Below are 14,781 nucleotides of genomic sequence, written 5' to 3' on the forward strand. Positions count from 1 at the left end.
TTTCGATCGGGCTAATCCATTGTCGCCAAGTGAGTCAAGTACGCCGCGACCGCTTGGCCTTCGCGTTCACGCAATCCCGCGCAATCGGTCACCTGATCGGTGACCTTGGCCATTTGATCATCGGTGCCGGGGACATTATGCGCCGGGTCGGCGAAGAATTCTTTGGCCACGGCAAGCCGTTCGCGCGAACAGCCCCCGGCGATGAACGGCATAAACGAACGAAAGTGCGGCGGGATGCGCCCGGTGACATCGTCGTAATGCTCGATCATCCAGTCAAAGATCAACTGCTCGTATTCATCATCGGATCCGATATCGAAGGGAATCGTGAAGATCTCGGTTGGACGCAACGGCCCCTCCAGACAATAGCGCAGCGCTTCCTGCACCAGGGCGCTGTCGCGAAAGTTGCCGAGTAAGCCGAGGTAACGGCTGCGTTCGCGCGGTGCTTGTGCCTGTTCGAAACGCGTTCGGAACTCCTCGAACATGACCTGATCGCCGTGGCGCGCCGTCAATCCGAGCGCCACGCCGGCGATCTCCGGGCTGACCGATGCGGGATCATCCATGAACGCACGCGTCAGCGAATCCGCATATGCGATGACCTTCGGGTCTTCTCCTTCGTCGCCCAGCCAGCCGATCAGTTGGGGACGAAACCGGGTGACGGATTCGTTTTCTTCCGGCTGCTCGGCCAGACCGAAGCGCTTGAGGGCAGGCCCCAATGTGCCGCGGACATAGGCCGCAAACTCGTCTTCGTATTCGGGCGTGACGAAGGCGTTGCGGACTTTGCCCAGTCCCGACAACAGGGCCGAAACGACTTGGGGCTCCTCAGCATCGGCGAAATGATTGAGCGTTCTCAGGTACTGATCTCCGCTGATCGTTCCGGCGTCCAACTGGGCGGCAAGATTGTTGAGAAGACCGACGCGCTCGCGTGTGTTGAGCCATTCGGTGGAGTGCTCGGCCAGGGTCGCCAGCATCGGCGGGGGAACCTCCCAGCGGTAATAGCCGTCCATGTCGGCGTTCGGCAGCACCCATTGCAGTGTGCCTTCCAACTCCAGTGGCACAGTCATCTCCGGCTGATCCAGCAGAACCGACACGCTCTTGACGCCGGTACCATCGTAGTAACTGAGCGTCACCGGAATGTGCCACAACGGTTCATCCGGAGGTTCGACACCGTAGTTGGCGAACCGTCGCTGCGTGAGCGTCACCGCATGATCGAGCGCCGGGGTGGCGCTGACCAAGGGCACACCGCCCTGATCCAAAAATGTCGACATCGCGGCATCGATATCCCGACCGGATACCTTGGCCAATGAGGTCCATAGGTCGTAGGCGGTCGCGTTTCCCCACGCGTTGGCGTTTAAGTAGTCGACGATGCCTTGACGGAAAACTTCCGGACCGAGCCACTGCTCAAACATCGAGAGCACGGCCTCGCCCTTGCTGTAGGTCAACCCGTCGGCCGATTGCATGATGTTGTCGGTCGCCAGCACCGGCTTGCGGATCGCGCGCGTCGACGGACGCGCGTCGGTGTTCATCGCCCCTTGCCCGGCCCGGACCTGGCTGACGTCCAAATCGTATTCCGGATGCAGCTCATGGCAAATCTTGGTCTCCATCCACGAGGCGAACGACTCATTGAGCCAGAGATCGTCCCACCACTCCATCGTCACCATGTCGCCGAACCACATGTGTGCCAACTCGTGCGCCGTGACGATCGCCTGCGTACGGCGCTGTCCCAGTGACACCGTCGCCGGGTCCAGCAGCAGGATGCCCTCTGCGTAGGTCACCGCGCCTATGTTCTCCATCGCACCGGGCCAGAATTCCGGCACCGCGATCAGATCGAGCTTTTCATAGGGGTACGGCATGCCAAAATATTCTTCGAGCTTGGCTAAGATCGGTGGCGTGCTCTTGATCGCCTCGCCGGCCAGATGCGTGCGACCCTTGACGGTGATCACGCGTCCCGGAATCGACATGCCGGGAATGTCCACCGTCTCCAGCGTGCCCGTCGCGATCGCGATCAGATACGCCGGCATCGGCTTGGACTTGGCGAATTCGTAGGTCCGCCAACCGTCCGCGACACGTTCGTTGACGATCGACGTGTTGGTCACCGCCGTGTGGCCCTCCGGCACCGTCAACGTCAGTTGATAGGGTATCTTAAACGCCGGTTCATCCCAGCAGGGGAATGCCTTGCGCGCCTCATCGGCCTCCATCTGCGAAAAGAGATACCCTTGCCCCTCGACCTCGGTCTTATAGAGACTGACCGCCGTCGTGTCGTAGCGGTTCATAAACTCGATCACCAGCCTCCCGGGGCCGACCGGCAATGGAGCATCCGAGGCAACCTCCAGAAGCCCGTACTCGAGGTGTTTGTACTGAACCGGGACCTCCTTGCCGCCGGCCGTCAGGACCAGCTTGACGAGGGAAGGGCCCATCGAGTGGAGGGTGAAGGCCCTGGTCGGCTCTTTCACTTCGATCGCGATGTCCACCGTGCCGGTGAAGTCATCCCGATCGGCGTCGAGTTGCAGCGATACCTTCTGGTATGTGGGGACGACCTGGTGACCCAATCGCGCCTTGTCCTGCGCGGCGACGCCGTCGCCGGAGGACACCAGCAATGGGATCATGAGAAGCGCGCGCCCGATACGCGCAGGTACACGAACAGCGCTCATACTGCGGTCTCCTTCAATGTTTGATGGTGTGTTTCGTTGTTTGTGGTCCCGGCCATCGGGTCGCGATGGCAACGGTAGGGAATCTAATCGACTGCTGCTCTCAAATCAATCCGTTCGGGGTCTCCTGAGGTCTCCGACCGGGAGTCTCAGTTGACTGGCGGACGGCAAAACTCACCGGGCCCGAAACGGGACTGTAGCTGAAGATATGCTTCGGCGGTCATCCAAACCGATATGGCCGTGTCGCTTGTCCGCTGTCGTACGATCGGAACGCGTGCCGGGGTGTAGCCGTCGATGAAGATGTATCGCCTGTCCCCGTCGCGGTCCTCGCAGGCATCCACGATGACCGACAAATGCCCCATGCCGACTCCGCTGCAGTATGGCTGGATCAGGACATCACCGATCTGAAGGTCGGAATCAGGCACCGTCGGCCAGTCGCGGGCGAGTGAGGCGGTGTTGGCGTATGTCATGACGAATCGCAGGTACGATGCGTACTCATCGGCCGTTGCAGGTCGTTCTGATGCCGCTCGATAGCTGAGGGAACTCGCGTCGGCGTTTAATTCGTAGCGGCCGTGCAGCCAATCATTCCATCCGATGACATCGCCCGACAGGGACCGAACAGAGATGTCATCCCCCTGTGCCATCTGATAATCCGCAACAAGCCGGATCGCGATGTCGGCGCACTGCTCCATGGAGCCGAGCAATGTCCATTCGAGCGCGCCACCGATCTCGGCCGGCGAGAATACGACGTTGCCCTGCCAGTCCAGTGCCGGTGACGTGTCGGGCAGCAGTCTCAGTGATCGCAGCCGTTGTTGAAACGAATGGTCGCTCACCGCAACACGTCCAAACCCCTCCGGGGCAGCGAAGCGATCTTCGATCGTCTCTGCTGCCACGGGCGCTGTCATGGTCAAATGCGCCACGGAAATCAGCAGGGACGAGACAATTCGGGACATCGTCACTCCGGCGTCACAACCTCGGTTCTCGTCGAGATGCCGTCGACGATCTTCCGTCCCAGACTGGGGCAGTTGGTGATGATGGCATCGACTCCGAGGACCGACAGCATCGCGATGCGGTCCGGCAGATCGACCGTCCAGATCGCCAGGTCCAATCCCCTGCCCTTGATCTCTGCGACGATGCTCGGCTTGACCCAGCGCTCCGCCATGCTCAATGCCGTCAGTTTGTTTTGCAGGGCCCAGCGCAGGATCGGCCCCAGGAGCAGCCGCCGCGCCGCGCCGAGCTTCGGATCGCCGACGATCAGGGCGGTTCGCCACTCGGGACGGCGCGATGCGATCTCCTGGATTGCCGGACGGCGAAACGAGGAAAAAACAACCGGGCAGTCGAAGCGAAACTGACCGACTTCGGCGGTCAGTTCGGCGATGCCGTCGGTGTCCTTGATGTCGAAGAGCAGCGCGACATTTCGTGTGCGCGCCCACTCGAGAAACTCAGTCAGCAACGGGACCCGGTCGTTATCCGAGCGTGTCGCCTGTTGTATCTCGTTGGCGGTCAACTCCGCGATCAGGCGACGCGTGCCCTCAATCGCCATGTCCTTGTCGTGATGCACGACCCAACGCCGGTCGCGCGACAGCCGCAGATCGAACTCGATGCCGTCGGCGCCGTCGGCAATCGCCTGCTCGAACGCGGACATCGTATTCTCACGCCGGGCATAGGAACTCCCGCGATGGGCGATGATTTGCGGACGGTTGGTCATGTCACTGAGTCTTTGTACAGACGGTAATGCGAGACGTCGGTTTTTTCGATGACGATCGTGTCGCCCGGCTGCGGTTTGGCCTCATTCATCCAACGGCGCGTCCCGTGCGATTGATTGCGCAAAAAGAAGCCGTCGCGCACGATGTCGGACGTAAACTCAAACCCCGCATCGGTGGCGAAGTTTAAGATCATCCCACGCTTCGACATCCCGCCTTCGGGTTGCGATTCGGCAACCGCCTCGATTGGAAAGAATTCCAGGAAATCAAATACATTGAAGCGCCGTTCCCAGAACCAGATATCCTCCCGGGAATCCAGTGTGATGCGCACCGCATCCTCGGTCACTTTGATCCGGGCCATGTCACTTCAATTCGAACCCCTGCGCGTTTAAGAACGGGCGCAGCGGGACTCGCTGGGCGGCCGGGTCGATCAAACGGCGCGCGGAATGCTCGATCCAGCCGTACTGGCCCGGCGGCGTCCGGTCGGTCCAGCCGGGGACGCGCGCGCCCAGGTCGATCCGGCGCTTGTCATAAATCCCCGTCGCGCGCATGGTCTCATCATACGTGCTCATTGCCGGCTTGAGATGCTCCGAATCGTAACGCTCGTAATGGACGACGCCGTCTGATGGCAATCGCGGTCGCACACCGTACTGGTGGTCAGGATCGGGGTGTCCCACAGTCATGCCGAACGTCACGAATACCAACGGCGGAAGTTCAAGCAGTTCGGCGATTTCATACGGATGGTTGCGCGCGCCGCCGATCATGCAGCCGCCCAGGCCCAGTCCTTCGGCGGCCGCCAATGCCGTCTGCGCGAAGATCGTGGCGTCGATGACCGCCGTCAGGAAATACTCGAAGTACGTTGCCTTGAACTCATACCCCGCTGTCTCGCAGACCATCTTCGCACGATTGAGGTCGGCGCAGTGCGCCATGAATACCGAACAATCGACGATCTGCCGTTGCCGCCCGCAGAGCTCCGAGAGTTTTTCTTTCTTCGCCTGATCGCGCACGACAACCACTGAGTACGACTGCAGATTTGACGACGTCGATGACTGTTGCGCGGTCGTGATGATCGTCTCCAACTGCTCGTCGGTGATCGGCTCCTTGGTGAACCGTCGCACCGAACGATGCGAGCGCAGGGAGGCGATGACGGGGTTGGTGTCCGATTTCATGGTTTATACCAGACATCTAACGCGTCAGTTGCCCGAGCAACGTCTTCATGAACGCCGGCAAGTCGTCGGGTTTGCGCGATGTGATCAGATTCCCGTCGACGACGCACTCTTCATCGACCCAGTTGGCGCCCGCGGCGATCAGATCGTCTCTGATCGCGACAAACGATGTGAGCTTCTTGCCGCGACAAATCCCGGCGGATACCAGCATCCAGCCCGCATGGCAAATCGCCGCGACGGGCTTCCCGGCGGCGTAGACCTGCCGCACCAGATCGACCATCGCCGGATGCTGTCGCATCTTGTCGGGCGCCCAGCCGCCGGGGATAACGAGCGCATCCAGATCATCGGCCGCAACCGACCCGGCGGGACGATCGACCGTAACCGGATAGCCGTCCTTGCTCCTGTACGTGTTGGAAGTGCCGCTGCCGATGACGATGACATTGTGGCCCGCTTCTCGCAGACGCAGTAGGGGATACCAGACTTCCAGGGTTTGGTATTCGCTCTCGGCCAGGATTCCGACCGTTTTGCTTGGCGAGGCCATGTTTGTGTGCTCCCCTCTGACAGTGTCTACGAATCAATGGGCTGAGCCCATCCTGCGTTTTCACGTTCATCCCAGGTCACCTGGACGACATCCGCCATGTGCGGCAAATCGCTCAATTCCCTGATGACCGCCGCCGGGACCGGATCATCGACCGTGACAATCCCCAGCGCCGTGCCGCCGCGGTGTCTGCGTCCCAGCACCCAGGAGGCGATATTGATCTTCGCACGTCCCAGTACCACACCCGCTGCGCCGATCACGCCGGGGCGGTCTTGATTGGTGAAGATCAGGACTCTCCCGCTCGGAATCAAATCCAGCGGGAATTCGTCGATCGCTGTGATCTTCGGTGTGCGCCCCGTTTCGGCCACGCCGACAATGCGCCGCTTGTTCTTGCCGAATTGCCCCTCGAGAGCAATGGTCGCCGTGTGCGCTTCCAGGTTGCTGCGATCGACGGTCGCAACTTTCAGGTGACGCTCGGCGGCGGTTTGTGCCGCATTGACCAGCGTGATGGTCTCTTCAACCTCTGCAGAGAGAAACCCCTTCAGGGTGGCCGCGATCATCAAGCGCGACTCCCCGCCGGAGGCAGAGCCCAGCTCAATAGTCAGTGTCTCGCACGGGCCCGATTCCAGTGCCCGGAGCAGCCGCCCCATGCGTTCCACCAGATCGACATACGGCTGCAGTCGCGGCAGATCGGAAATGTCGCCGACCGGAAGATTGACGGCGTTTTGATAGATACCCTCCAACAATGCCCGACAGACCGCCTGAGCAATCTCGATACTGACTTTGGTCTGGCTTTCGGTGGTTGCGGCTCCCAGATGAGGCGTGACGATCACATTGTCCATTCCCGCGAACCAACGGTCATTCGGGGGCTCGTGTTCGAAGACATCCAGCGCACATCCCGCGATCGTCCCGCGTTGCAGTGCCGTTCTTAATGCGCCCTCGTCGATAATACCGCCGCGCGCGGTGTTGATCACATACGCGCCGGGTTTCATGCGTTTAAGCTGTGCGGGGCCGATGATATGACGTGTTTGATCGGTCAACGGCAGGTGCAAGCTGACCACATCGGCGCGCGCCAATAGTTCGGTCAGTTTGACCAGCGAAATATCCGCGGCTTGCGCGGCCGCCGGGGTGATGAACGGGTCATATGCGATAACGTCCATGCCGAACGCGCGCGCGCGCAATGCGACCTCGCGGCCGATGCGTCCGAATCCAACCAGCCCCAACACCTTGCCGGAGAGTTCATGCCCGGCAAACTGCGAGCGATCCCAGGCGCCGTCTTTCAACGAGCGGTCGGCCAGGTGGATTCGTCGAAACAGCGCCATCATCAGTGCCATGGCCAGTTCCGCCACGGCGATGGAGTTGGCGCCGGGGGCATTGAGCACCACGATTCCGCGCGCAGTCGCCGCCGCCAAATCGACATTCTCAACGCCGACACCGGCGCGCGCGATCAGCCGCAATTGCGGCGCGGCTTTGATCAATTTGGCATTGAATTGGTGCTCGCTGCGAATGATGACTGCGTCGGCATCGGCCAGAGCCTTCGACAGTCCGGCGACGTCCAGTCCCGGTTTGCTGATGACCGATAGCCGGGGCGTCGACTTGAGAATTGCCATGCCTTCGGGTGCCAGACGTGTCGGGATCAGCACGCGCACCCGCGGGCTGGTTTTCGATGTGCGTCTACGCGTTGGCAAAGCGATCGATCTCGTCTAACAGTGTTTGCAGTTGCTCGGGTCGTGTCTCGCCGACATGTCCGATTCTGAACGTCGAGTCTTTCAGCGGACCATATCCGCCCGCCACGACCATCCCCGACTCGGCCAGATGCGCGTTCAGCTTGCCGATGTCGAGGGTTCCCTTGTTGATCACCGCCGTAACCGCATCGGAGCGATATCCCGCTTCGGCATAGCAGCCGTAGCGCTCATCGGCCCATTGCTGCGACATCTCCGCCAGACGGCGGTGTCGCGCCCAGCGATTCTCCAATCCCTCGGCGCGGATACGGTCCAGCTGCGTATTCAACGCAAACATGTGCGAAACCGAAGGTGTCGTCGGAGTGTTGGAACGCTGCGCAAACTCCTCAAACACCAGGAAGTCGAAATAGAAACCGCGCCCGGCCACCCCGCGCGCGCGTTGCATCGCTTTCTCCGAAACCGAAAACACGGTGAATCCCGGCGGCAGGGCAATTCCCTTCTGAACCGAAGCGAAGCAGACATCGACGCCCCACCGGTCGACCTCGACCGGCGACGCGGCCAATGCGCTCACGGTATCCAAACAAAAGACGACGTCGGGAAATTCACGGAGCACCTCAGCCATTTCCGCGATGGGATTCTGCACCGATGTCGAGGTCTCCGATTGCACCATGCAGACGGTGTCATAAAGCCCGGACATCAGCATCTCGCGCAGTTGTTCCGGTCGGTTCGCGCATCCCCAATCGACTGCTTGCGCATCCGCCTCTTTCCCGCAGGCACGGGATATCTCAAACCAGCTTCCCGAAAACGCCCCATTAACCAGATGCAACGAGCGCCTGGCGATGCAGTTGCGCGCGGCCGCCTCCATGATGCCGACCGCCGACGATGTGGAGAAATAAACCGGATTGGAAGTTCGAAACAGCCATTGCGTCTTCGGGCGCAATGCCTCAAAGAGTTGCTTGAATTCGGCGCCGCGATGGTTGATCGGCGGGTGGGCCATCGCCTCCCGCACCGCGCGATCGACATTGACCGGGCCAGGGATGAACATCCAGTGATCGGCGAATTTGAGCGGCTGTACGGGCATGATAGAGTCCAACCGGCAGCGCGCGGCGGCGAAGCTCCCTGCGCTCGTCGAGTATGCACGACCATCACGCGTGGGTCCAATGGATTCCCCGACTCAACAACTCCGTCGAGCGGTTGGCTGGACCCCGCTATGCGAATAGGTCGGTGGACAAGTACTTGTAGGCGTGATCGGGGAAGATCACAACAATGCGTCCGCTCGACATCCGACGGGCCATCAGTTGCGCCCCGACGAGTGCGCTGCCGCACGAGATGCCCCCGAAGAGTCCTTCGACCCTGATGAGCTCGCGAGCGGCCCGGTAAGCGTCGGTGTCGACAACGATCAGTCGCTCATCGACCGCCTGCGGGTCCCAGATCACCGGTGTGCGCGAGTGATCGACATTACGGATGCCCTGCTGCGTGTGCTTCCCGGGAGGCGGTTCGACTGAGACGATGCGTATTCTCGGATTCTTGAGCTTCAGGCGTCGCGATACCCCGATAATCGTCCCGGTTGTTCCCAGAGTCGCCACGAGACAGTCGACGTGACCATCGGTCTGCTCCCAAATCTCCTCAGCGGTTGTCTCTTCATGTGTGCGGATGTTCGCAGGATGCTTGTACTGGTGTAGCCGGACGTATGCTTGCGGGGCGGCGGCATGGATCTCATCGGCCTTGTCCCATGCCTCATCAGAACCGCCCTCCTTCGACGTCAGAATCAATTCGGCGCCCAATGCCCGCATGATCTTGCGCCGTTCCTCCGAAACTCCCTCTGACATCGTGATGGCGACTTTGTATCCCAGCACCGCCCCGGCCAGCGCCAACCCGATCCCAGTGTTTCCTGAGGAAGACTCGATAATGGTTTTATCCACGGTGAGAGAGCCATCGGCGATTGCTGCCTGAATCATGGCCACGGCGATGCGCTCCTTGACACTGCCGAGCGGATTATACCACTCCAACTTGGCGACCATGTCGACCCGGGGATTCGGATTGAGCTTCCGAATTCGCACCAGCGGCGTCCGACCGACCAGTTCGAGTATCGAGTCGTGGATCATGACAATGGGGATAGCGACCGGGCCATCACGGCGCGTGTACCTGGGTTTTCATGGGCTTCTGACTGTGCCGGCGTCGAAATTCTACAACTTTCGGCGTGTTCCGGCAGTATCTATTGCTGAGGGGGGCTCCCTCAGACAGGCAATTCACAGAGTTGTCCTACGCGACTGAGACTTTCGCCTTGGTTCCAGTCGTGGATGTCGGAAGGGCTGCCCGTGTGCGCGGATGCAGTTGGCCACCCTGGCCACTGGAGCCGGAGAGGGCAGTTCTGTCCGTGTAACCCTCATCGTAATAGAAACTAAGCACTATCTGAGATTTCAACATTCTGTGCAATCTCACCGTTTTCCTGTTGACTTACAGTTGTTGTTGTGGCTAAACTCCTTACCGATATCTCTTGAGCCACCATTGAAATGAGCTGCAAGATCCAACGAACCATTACTCGCATTCTTTGGGATGACCGGGGGGGCATCACCCGGCTCACACCCTAACAGGGAGGTGGACCGTGGGCAGACGTACTGCCGACAAGGACACTTGGCGCAAGAAGGGGCAAGGGCAAGGAAAAGCAGTCGCGGTACCGAGAGCGATGGCTGATAAGCGGAGTTCCCGACCGCGGGGAAAGTTGACCGAGGAGTTCAGTGCAAAGATCGTAGTCAACCACCTTGGTCCCGTGGGAAAAGGAGAGGTCCCCGAGGGGTTGCCCACGAAGTTTCAATCCAAGAGTACCTTCAATACTCACGACATCATGCACTCGCCGGTTGAGAAGACATTCCAAATGATCGACGACATCCTCTCGGGACGACGTCTATTTACTATGTAACGCGTCCGTTCAATCGTCGTCGTGTACAAACTGTCAAACAGGCCCCTGGGGGGCCTGTTTTGGTTTGGGAAAGCGCTTGCCGACCGGGGCGGGCGATGTCTAAATTGCATGATTGATCGGAGACGAAAGCCGCAGAGCGTTAACATGTTTCTATTCAACGGCTTGGCGATGTGCGCCAGGGCTGTTCGCTCGCTTCCTTCGGTCTTTGGAGGACTAAATGGCAACAAAGACAGCGAAATCAGCCAAGTCGCGGGCGAAGACGACACCAAGTCGCGCCAAGCGCACTAAGAATTCGAACGCAGCTCAACCAGCCAGAGCCACAAAAGCCAAGACCAGGAACATCAAGTCAGAAAAGCCGGCGAAGTCCAAGCGCCCGCCGACGAGGATCTCCATCCCGGCGCCGGGGAGCCGGACACGGCGTTCTCCACGGACCGTCGATGCCAAACTCCCTGAGCAGCCGGTCTATTTTTTCGCACCCGGGGAGGCGGATGGTGACGCGACGATGAAGGACGTCCTGGGCGGCAAAGGTGCCGGGCTTGCCGGCATGGCGAAGAACGGGCTGCCGGTACCGCCGGGATTCACCCTCTCGACGGAAGTCTGCAATGTTTTCTATGAAAACCGGATGCGCATGCCATCGGCTCTCAAGCCACTCCTGAAGGAGTACATGGGCCGGATCGAGAGGGCGATGGATCGCAAGTTCGGTGGCGCATCACGGCCGCTGCTGGTTTCGGTTCGTTCCGGCGCGAAGTTCTCCATGCCGGGAATGATGGACACCATACTGAACCTGGGCCTGAACGCCAGGACCGTCGAGGCGCTCATCGAAGAAACCGACAATGAGCGTTTCGCATACGACAGCTACCGCCGGTTCATTCAGATGTACTCCAGTGTGGTCCTCGGGATCGATTCGGAGGGTTTCGAAGAGGTACTGGAAGAGCGCAAGAAAGCCAGTCGCGTCCGACGCGATGCCTCGCTCTCCGTCGACAATCTCAAAGAGATCATCAAGCGCTACAAAAAAATTGTCCAGCAGCACACTCGTGAACCGTTTCCCGAGGATCCGTGGACACAACTTTTTATGGCCGTCGAAGCGGTGTTCAAGTCCTGGAACAACCCGCGCGCCATCACCTACCGCAAGCTCAGTGGCATCTCCTCGGAGCTGGGCACGGCGGTCAACGTCCAGGCGATGGTCTTCGGCAACACCGGCGAGGAGTCGGCGACCGGAGTCGGCTTTACACGTAATCCCTCGACGGGCGTCCGCGAATTTTACGGCGAGTTTCTCACCAATGCGCAAGGGGAGGATGTTGTCGCCGGCATACGGACACCACGGCCGCTGGCGGAGCTGGAGGGCCTGATGCCCGAGGCATTCAAGAAACTGAAGTCCATCACGGATCAGTTGGAAAAACAGTATCGCGATGTTCAGGATTTCGAGTTTACGATTGAACGCGGCCGTCTGTTCATGCTGCAGACGCGCAACGGGAAGCGCACGGCGCAGGCGGCCGTCAAGATCGCCGTCGACATGGTGAGCGAAGGACTGATTACAAAGAAAGAAGCGCTCCTGCGGCTGCGTCCCGAAGATCTCGATCAAATGTTGCACCCGCGTCTGGACCGATCGCAAGAACTCATACCGATTGCCAAAGGACTGGCGGCGTCGCCGGGCGCCGCATCGGGTAAAGTCGTGTTCACGGCCGAGGATGCCATCCGGCTGGCGTCGAAGGGTGACAAGGTCATTCTCGTACGGACCGAGACCAACCCCGATGACATCCAGGGCATGGCGGTGGCCGCGGGAATCCTCACCGCGCGGGGCGGGATGACTTCGCATGCGGCGGTGGTGGCGCGCGGCATGGGACGCTGCTGTGTCGCAGGCGCCGAAACGCTGCGTGTCAACGAGGAACGACGCACCTTCACGGTTGGGCCGACGGTCGTACGCGAAAAGCAGGTCATCACGCTCGACGGCAGTTCCGGAGAAGTCTTCCTCGGCGAAGTTTCGACCATTGAGCCTGAGCCGACCAGCGAATTCGCCACCCTGATGTCATGGGCGGATGGTGCGCGCAAGCTGGGTGTTTATGCCAATGCCGATACCCCCGAGGATGCGATTCGTGCGGTCCGTTTCGGGGCCGAAGGGATCGGTCTCTGTCGCACCGAGCATATGTTCTTTGCGCCCGATCGCCTTAATCACATGCGCAACATGATACTCGCGGATTCGGCGGAGGAACGGTACCTCGCGCTCAACAAGCTTTTGCCGCACCAGCGCAATGACTTCAAAGGCATCTTCCGCGCAATGGATGGGCGGCCGGTCATCATTCGCACGCTGGATCCGCCGTTGCACGAGTTTTTGCCGCATCGTGAGGACATTCTCAATGAAATCGCCGAGCTCAAAAAGAAGGAAGACGAAGTCTCCTATGAAGAGTCGCTGACGATCCACGAAGACATCGCTGCCAAGGAGAAGATGCTGACCCGCCTGGCGGAATTGGTTGAGATGAACCCGATGCTGGGGCATCGCGGCTGCCGTCTGGGCATCACCTTCCCCGAGATCACCGAGATGCAGTCGAAGGCCATTTTTACCGCCGCCTGTGACATGGTCAAGGAGGGGATCAAGGTCAAGCCCGGGGTCATGATACCGCTCGTCGGAACCGCGAAGGAACTGGAGCACCAGCGCGCGATCGTCGAGCGCACCGCCGAGGAAGTGTTCAAAAAACGCAAGGCACGGGTGGAGTACCAGGTCGGAACGATGATCGAAGTGCCGCGCGCGGCCCTAACGGCCGATGAAATCGCGCGGGTCGCCGATTTCTTCAGTTTCGGCACCAACGATCTGACCCAAATGACGCTGGGCGTCTCGCGCGACGATTCCGGTGACTTCCTCGCGGCCTATGTCGAAAAGGGCATCCTGCCCGAGAATCCCTTCGTTTCCCTCGACGAGGTCGGCGTCGGTCAATTGGTCGAAATGGGAACGACACGCGGCCGCTCGGTCAATCCCAAGCTGTCTGTCGGCATTTGCGGCGAACACGGCGGCGATCCGAAAACGATCCGGTTCTGCCATCGCGTCGGCCTCTCGTACGTGAGCTGTTCGCCGTTTCGTGTACCGATCGCGCGATTGGCCGCGGCGCAGGCGGCCATGGCCGACGAGATGTAACGCAAACGCTCTCGGACCGCAGCCGATCACACCCGATCGCACGGAAAAACTCATGGTAGCCGTCTGATCGGTTCGATATATTCGCGCTGTTTGTGAGCGGCCGGCGGCGACCGCCGACCCAACAGACGAGTCAGGCAAGGGAGAACAGTCGATGAAACTGACACACCGCGAGCAGGATGGCGTCGTGATCCTGGAACCCAAGGGCAAGATCATGGGCGGGCCCGATGCCACCGTCTTGCATGAACAGATCCACGAGTTGATCAGCCAGAGCAAGCTGCGCGTGGTAATCGATCTGGCCAAGGTCGATTGGATGAACTCGACCGGGCTGGGCATTCTCATCGCCGGGCTGACGACCCTCCGAGACAACAAGGGCGATCTCAAGCTGGCGTGCGTCACCGACAAGATTCAGAGTCTGCTGACTATCACCAAGCTGATTACGGTCTTCGACGCATACGACACTGTCGAAGAGGCCATCGCGGGTTTCTGACCCATCGGCATCAATCCCGGCCGGACTGTATTGAGCCATGGGCCCCCCCCCCACGGAGACCGCACGATTAGTCATCCCCAGTGATCCGCATCGGGTTACGGAAGCCGACGAATTTCTCGAGTTAGCCCTGCGCAAACATGGCGTTCCCGATTCGATCGTAACGGATCTGGCCATCGTTGCGACCGAACTGGTCAACAACGCCATCATGCACGGCAACCGTCAGAATATCGACAAGATGGTCACGCTGACCGTGCAGTTCTCAGGCGACATCGTCGAGATTCGCGTCGCGGATCAAAGCGACGATGGCCCGTTTGATCCCAGCACGCTCCCGGATCCATTGGCGGAGGAAAACCTGCTGAAGGAAGTCGGTCGCGGAGTGTTCATAGTGCGTTCGCTCATGGATGAGGTCACCTTCGAGAAGGGGCCGACCGGGGGCACGGTCGTCGTCGTCCGCAAAAGCGTAAAGTCGGAGTGACGCAGGCCCGGTCCGCCACGCCCTCCGCCGGCGGCAGA

General features: G+C 60.2%; 12 protein-coding genes. 3 read left to right on the forward strand and 9 right to left on the reverse strand.

Annotation, left to right across the window (positions count from 1 at the left end; translation table 11 throughout):
• Nucleotides 1-11: 11 nt before the first annotated feature.
• The 9 genes from VGB22_02380 to VGB22_02420 all read right to left on the reverse strand — a co-directional run bounded on the left by VGB22_02380 (nt 12) and on the right by VGB22_02420 (nt 9,839).
• Complete coding sequence (locus VGB22_02380) at nt 12-2,648, reverse strand: M1 family metallopeptidase (protein HEX9750126.1); 2,637 nt, start codon at nt 2,646-2,648, stop codon at nt 12-14.
• Between the two features lie 146 nt (nt 2,649-2,794).
• Nucleotides 2,795-3,598 (reverse strand): DUF4846 domain-containing protein, encoded by an 804-nt coding sequence (locus VGB22_02385; GenBank protein ID HEX9750127.1) that lies wholly within the window; start codon nt 3,596-3,598, stop codon nt 2,795-2,797.
• Between the two features lie 2 nt (nt 3,599-3,600).
• Nucleotides 3,601-4,353, reverse strand: coding sequence for a glycerophosphodiester phosphodiesterase (locus VGB22_02390; GenBank protein HEX9750128.1), 753 nt, complete (start codon nt 4,351-4,353; stop codon nt 3,601-3,603).
• Nucleotides 4,350-4,709 carry a hypothetical protein gene (locus VGB22_02395; protein HEX9750129.1) on the reverse strand — a complete coding sequence of 120 codons (360 nt, stop codon included), beginning with the start codon at nt 4,707-4,709 and terminating at the stop codon, nt 4,350-4,352. Before VGB22_02395 ends, VGB22_02390 begins: the two co-directional genes overlap by 4 nt.
• A 1-nt stretch (nt 4,710) precedes the next feature.
• A complete protein-coding gene (locus VGB22_02400; protein ID HEX9750130.1) occupies nt 4,711-5,517 on the reverse strand; it encodes an NADPH-dependent oxidoreductase in 807 nt (268 codons plus the stop codon).
• A 16-nt stretch (nt 5,518-5,533) separates the two neighbouring features.
• The gene (locus tag VGB22_02405) at nt 5,534-6,055 is read right to left on the reverse strand and encodes a type 1 glutamine amidotransferase domain-containing protein (GenBank protein ID HEX9750131.1); all 522 of its coding nucleotides are present in this window, start codon (nt 6,053-6,055) and stop codon (nt 5,534-5,536) included.
• Nucleotides 6,056-6,081: 26 nt separating this feature from the next.
• Nucleotides 6,082-7,740 carry a phosphoglycerate dehydrogenase gene (serA, locus tag VGB22_02410; protein ID HEX9750132.1) on the reverse strand — a complete coding sequence of 553 codons (1,659 nt, stop codon included), beginning with the start codon at nt 7,738-7,740 and terminating at the stop codon, nt 6,082-6,084.
• On the reverse strand, nt 7,727-8,815 hold the full coding sequence (locus tag VGB22_02415) for an alanine--glyoxylate aminotransferase family protein (GenBank protein ID HEX9750133.1): 1,089 nt from the start codon (nt 8,813-8,815) through the stop codon (nt 7,727-7,729). Before VGB22_02415 ends, serA begins: the two co-directional genes overlap by 14 nt.
• Nucleotides 8,816-8,942: 127 nt before the next feature.
• The gene (locus VGB22_02420; protein HEX9750134.1) at nt 8,943-9,839 is read right to left on the reverse strand and encodes a cysteine synthase family protein; all 897 of its coding nucleotides are present in this window, start codon (nt 9,837-9,839) and stop codon (nt 8,943-8,945) included.
• 1,206 nt (nt 9,840-11,045) lie between these two features.
• On the opposite strand from VGB22_02420, the gene ppdK reads away from it, so the two are divergent.
• The 3 genes from ppdK to VGB22_02435 all read left to right on the forward strand — a co-directional run bounded on the left by ppdK (nt 11,046) and on the right by VGB22_02435 (nt 14,743).
• Nucleotides 11,046-13,781 carry a pyruvate, phosphate dikinase gene (gene ppdK, locus VGB22_02425; protein ID HEX9750135.1) on the forward strand — a complete coding sequence of 912 codons (2,736 nt, stop codon included), beginning with the start codon at nt 11,046-11,048 and terminating at the stop codon, nt 13,779-13,781.
• A gap of 151 nt (nt 13,782-13,932) precedes the next feature.
• Entirely contained in the window at nt 13,933-14,268 is a 336-nt protein-coding gene (locus VGB22_02430) for an STAS domain-containing protein (GenBank protein ID HEX9750136.1), read from the forward strand.
• Between the two features lie 37 nt (nt 14,269-14,305).
• A complete protein-coding gene (locus VGB22_02435) occupies nt 14,306-14,743 on the forward strand; it encodes an ATP-binding protein (GenBank protein HEX9750137.1) in 438 nt (145 codons plus the stop codon).
• Nucleotides 14,744-14,781: the final 38 nt, after the last annotated feature.

The sequence above is a fragment of the Candidatus Zixiibacteriota bacterium genome (assembly GCA_036397555.1).
Lineage (GTDB): Bacteria > Zixibacteria > MSB-5A5 > WJJR01 > WJJR01 > DATKYL01.

Excerpts from the sequence above, each read along its gene's own strand:
- VGB22_02400 (HEX9750130.1), bottom strand. The coding sequence starts at position 5,517 with ATGAAATCGGACACCAACCCCGTCATCGCCTCCCTGCGCTCGCATCGT.
- VGB22_02405 (HEX9750131.1), bottom strand. The coding sequence starts at position 6,055 with ATGGCCTCGCCAAGCAAAACGGTCGGAATCCTGGCCGAGAGCGAATAC.
- VGB22_02415 (HEX9750133.1), bottom strand. The coding sequence starts at position 8,815 with ATGCCCGTACAGCCGCTCAAATTCGCCGATCACTGGATGTTCATCCCT.
- VGB22_02385 (HEX9750127.1), bottom strand. The coding sequence starts at position 3,598 with ATGTCCCGAATTGTCTCGTCCCTGCTGATTTCCGTGGCGCATTTGACC.
- VGB22_02380 (HEX9750126.1), bottom strand. The coding sequence starts at position 2,648 with ATGAGCGCTGTTCGTGTACCTGCGCGTATCGGGCGCGCGCTTCTCATG.
- VGB22_02435 (HEX9750137.1), top strand. The coding sequence starts at position 14,306 with ATGGGCCCCCCCCCCACGGAGACCGCACGATTAGTCATCCCCAGTGAT.
- VGB22_02395 (HEX9750129.1), bottom strand. The coding sequence starts at position 4,709 with ATGGCCCGGATCAAAGTGACCGAGGATGCGGTGCGCATCACACTGGAT.
- VGB22_02420 (HEX9750134.1), bottom strand. The coding sequence starts at position 9,839 with ATGATCCACGACTCGATACTCGAACTGGTCGGTCGGACGCCGCTGGTG.
- VGB22_02390 (HEX9750128.1), bottom strand. The coding sequence starts at position 4,353 with ATGACCAACCGTCCGCAAATCATCGCCCATCGCGGGAGTTCCTATGCC.
- VGB22_02430 (HEX9750136.1), top strand. The coding sequence starts at position 13,933 with ATGAAACTGACACACCGCGAGCAGGATGGCGTCGTGATCCTGGAACCC.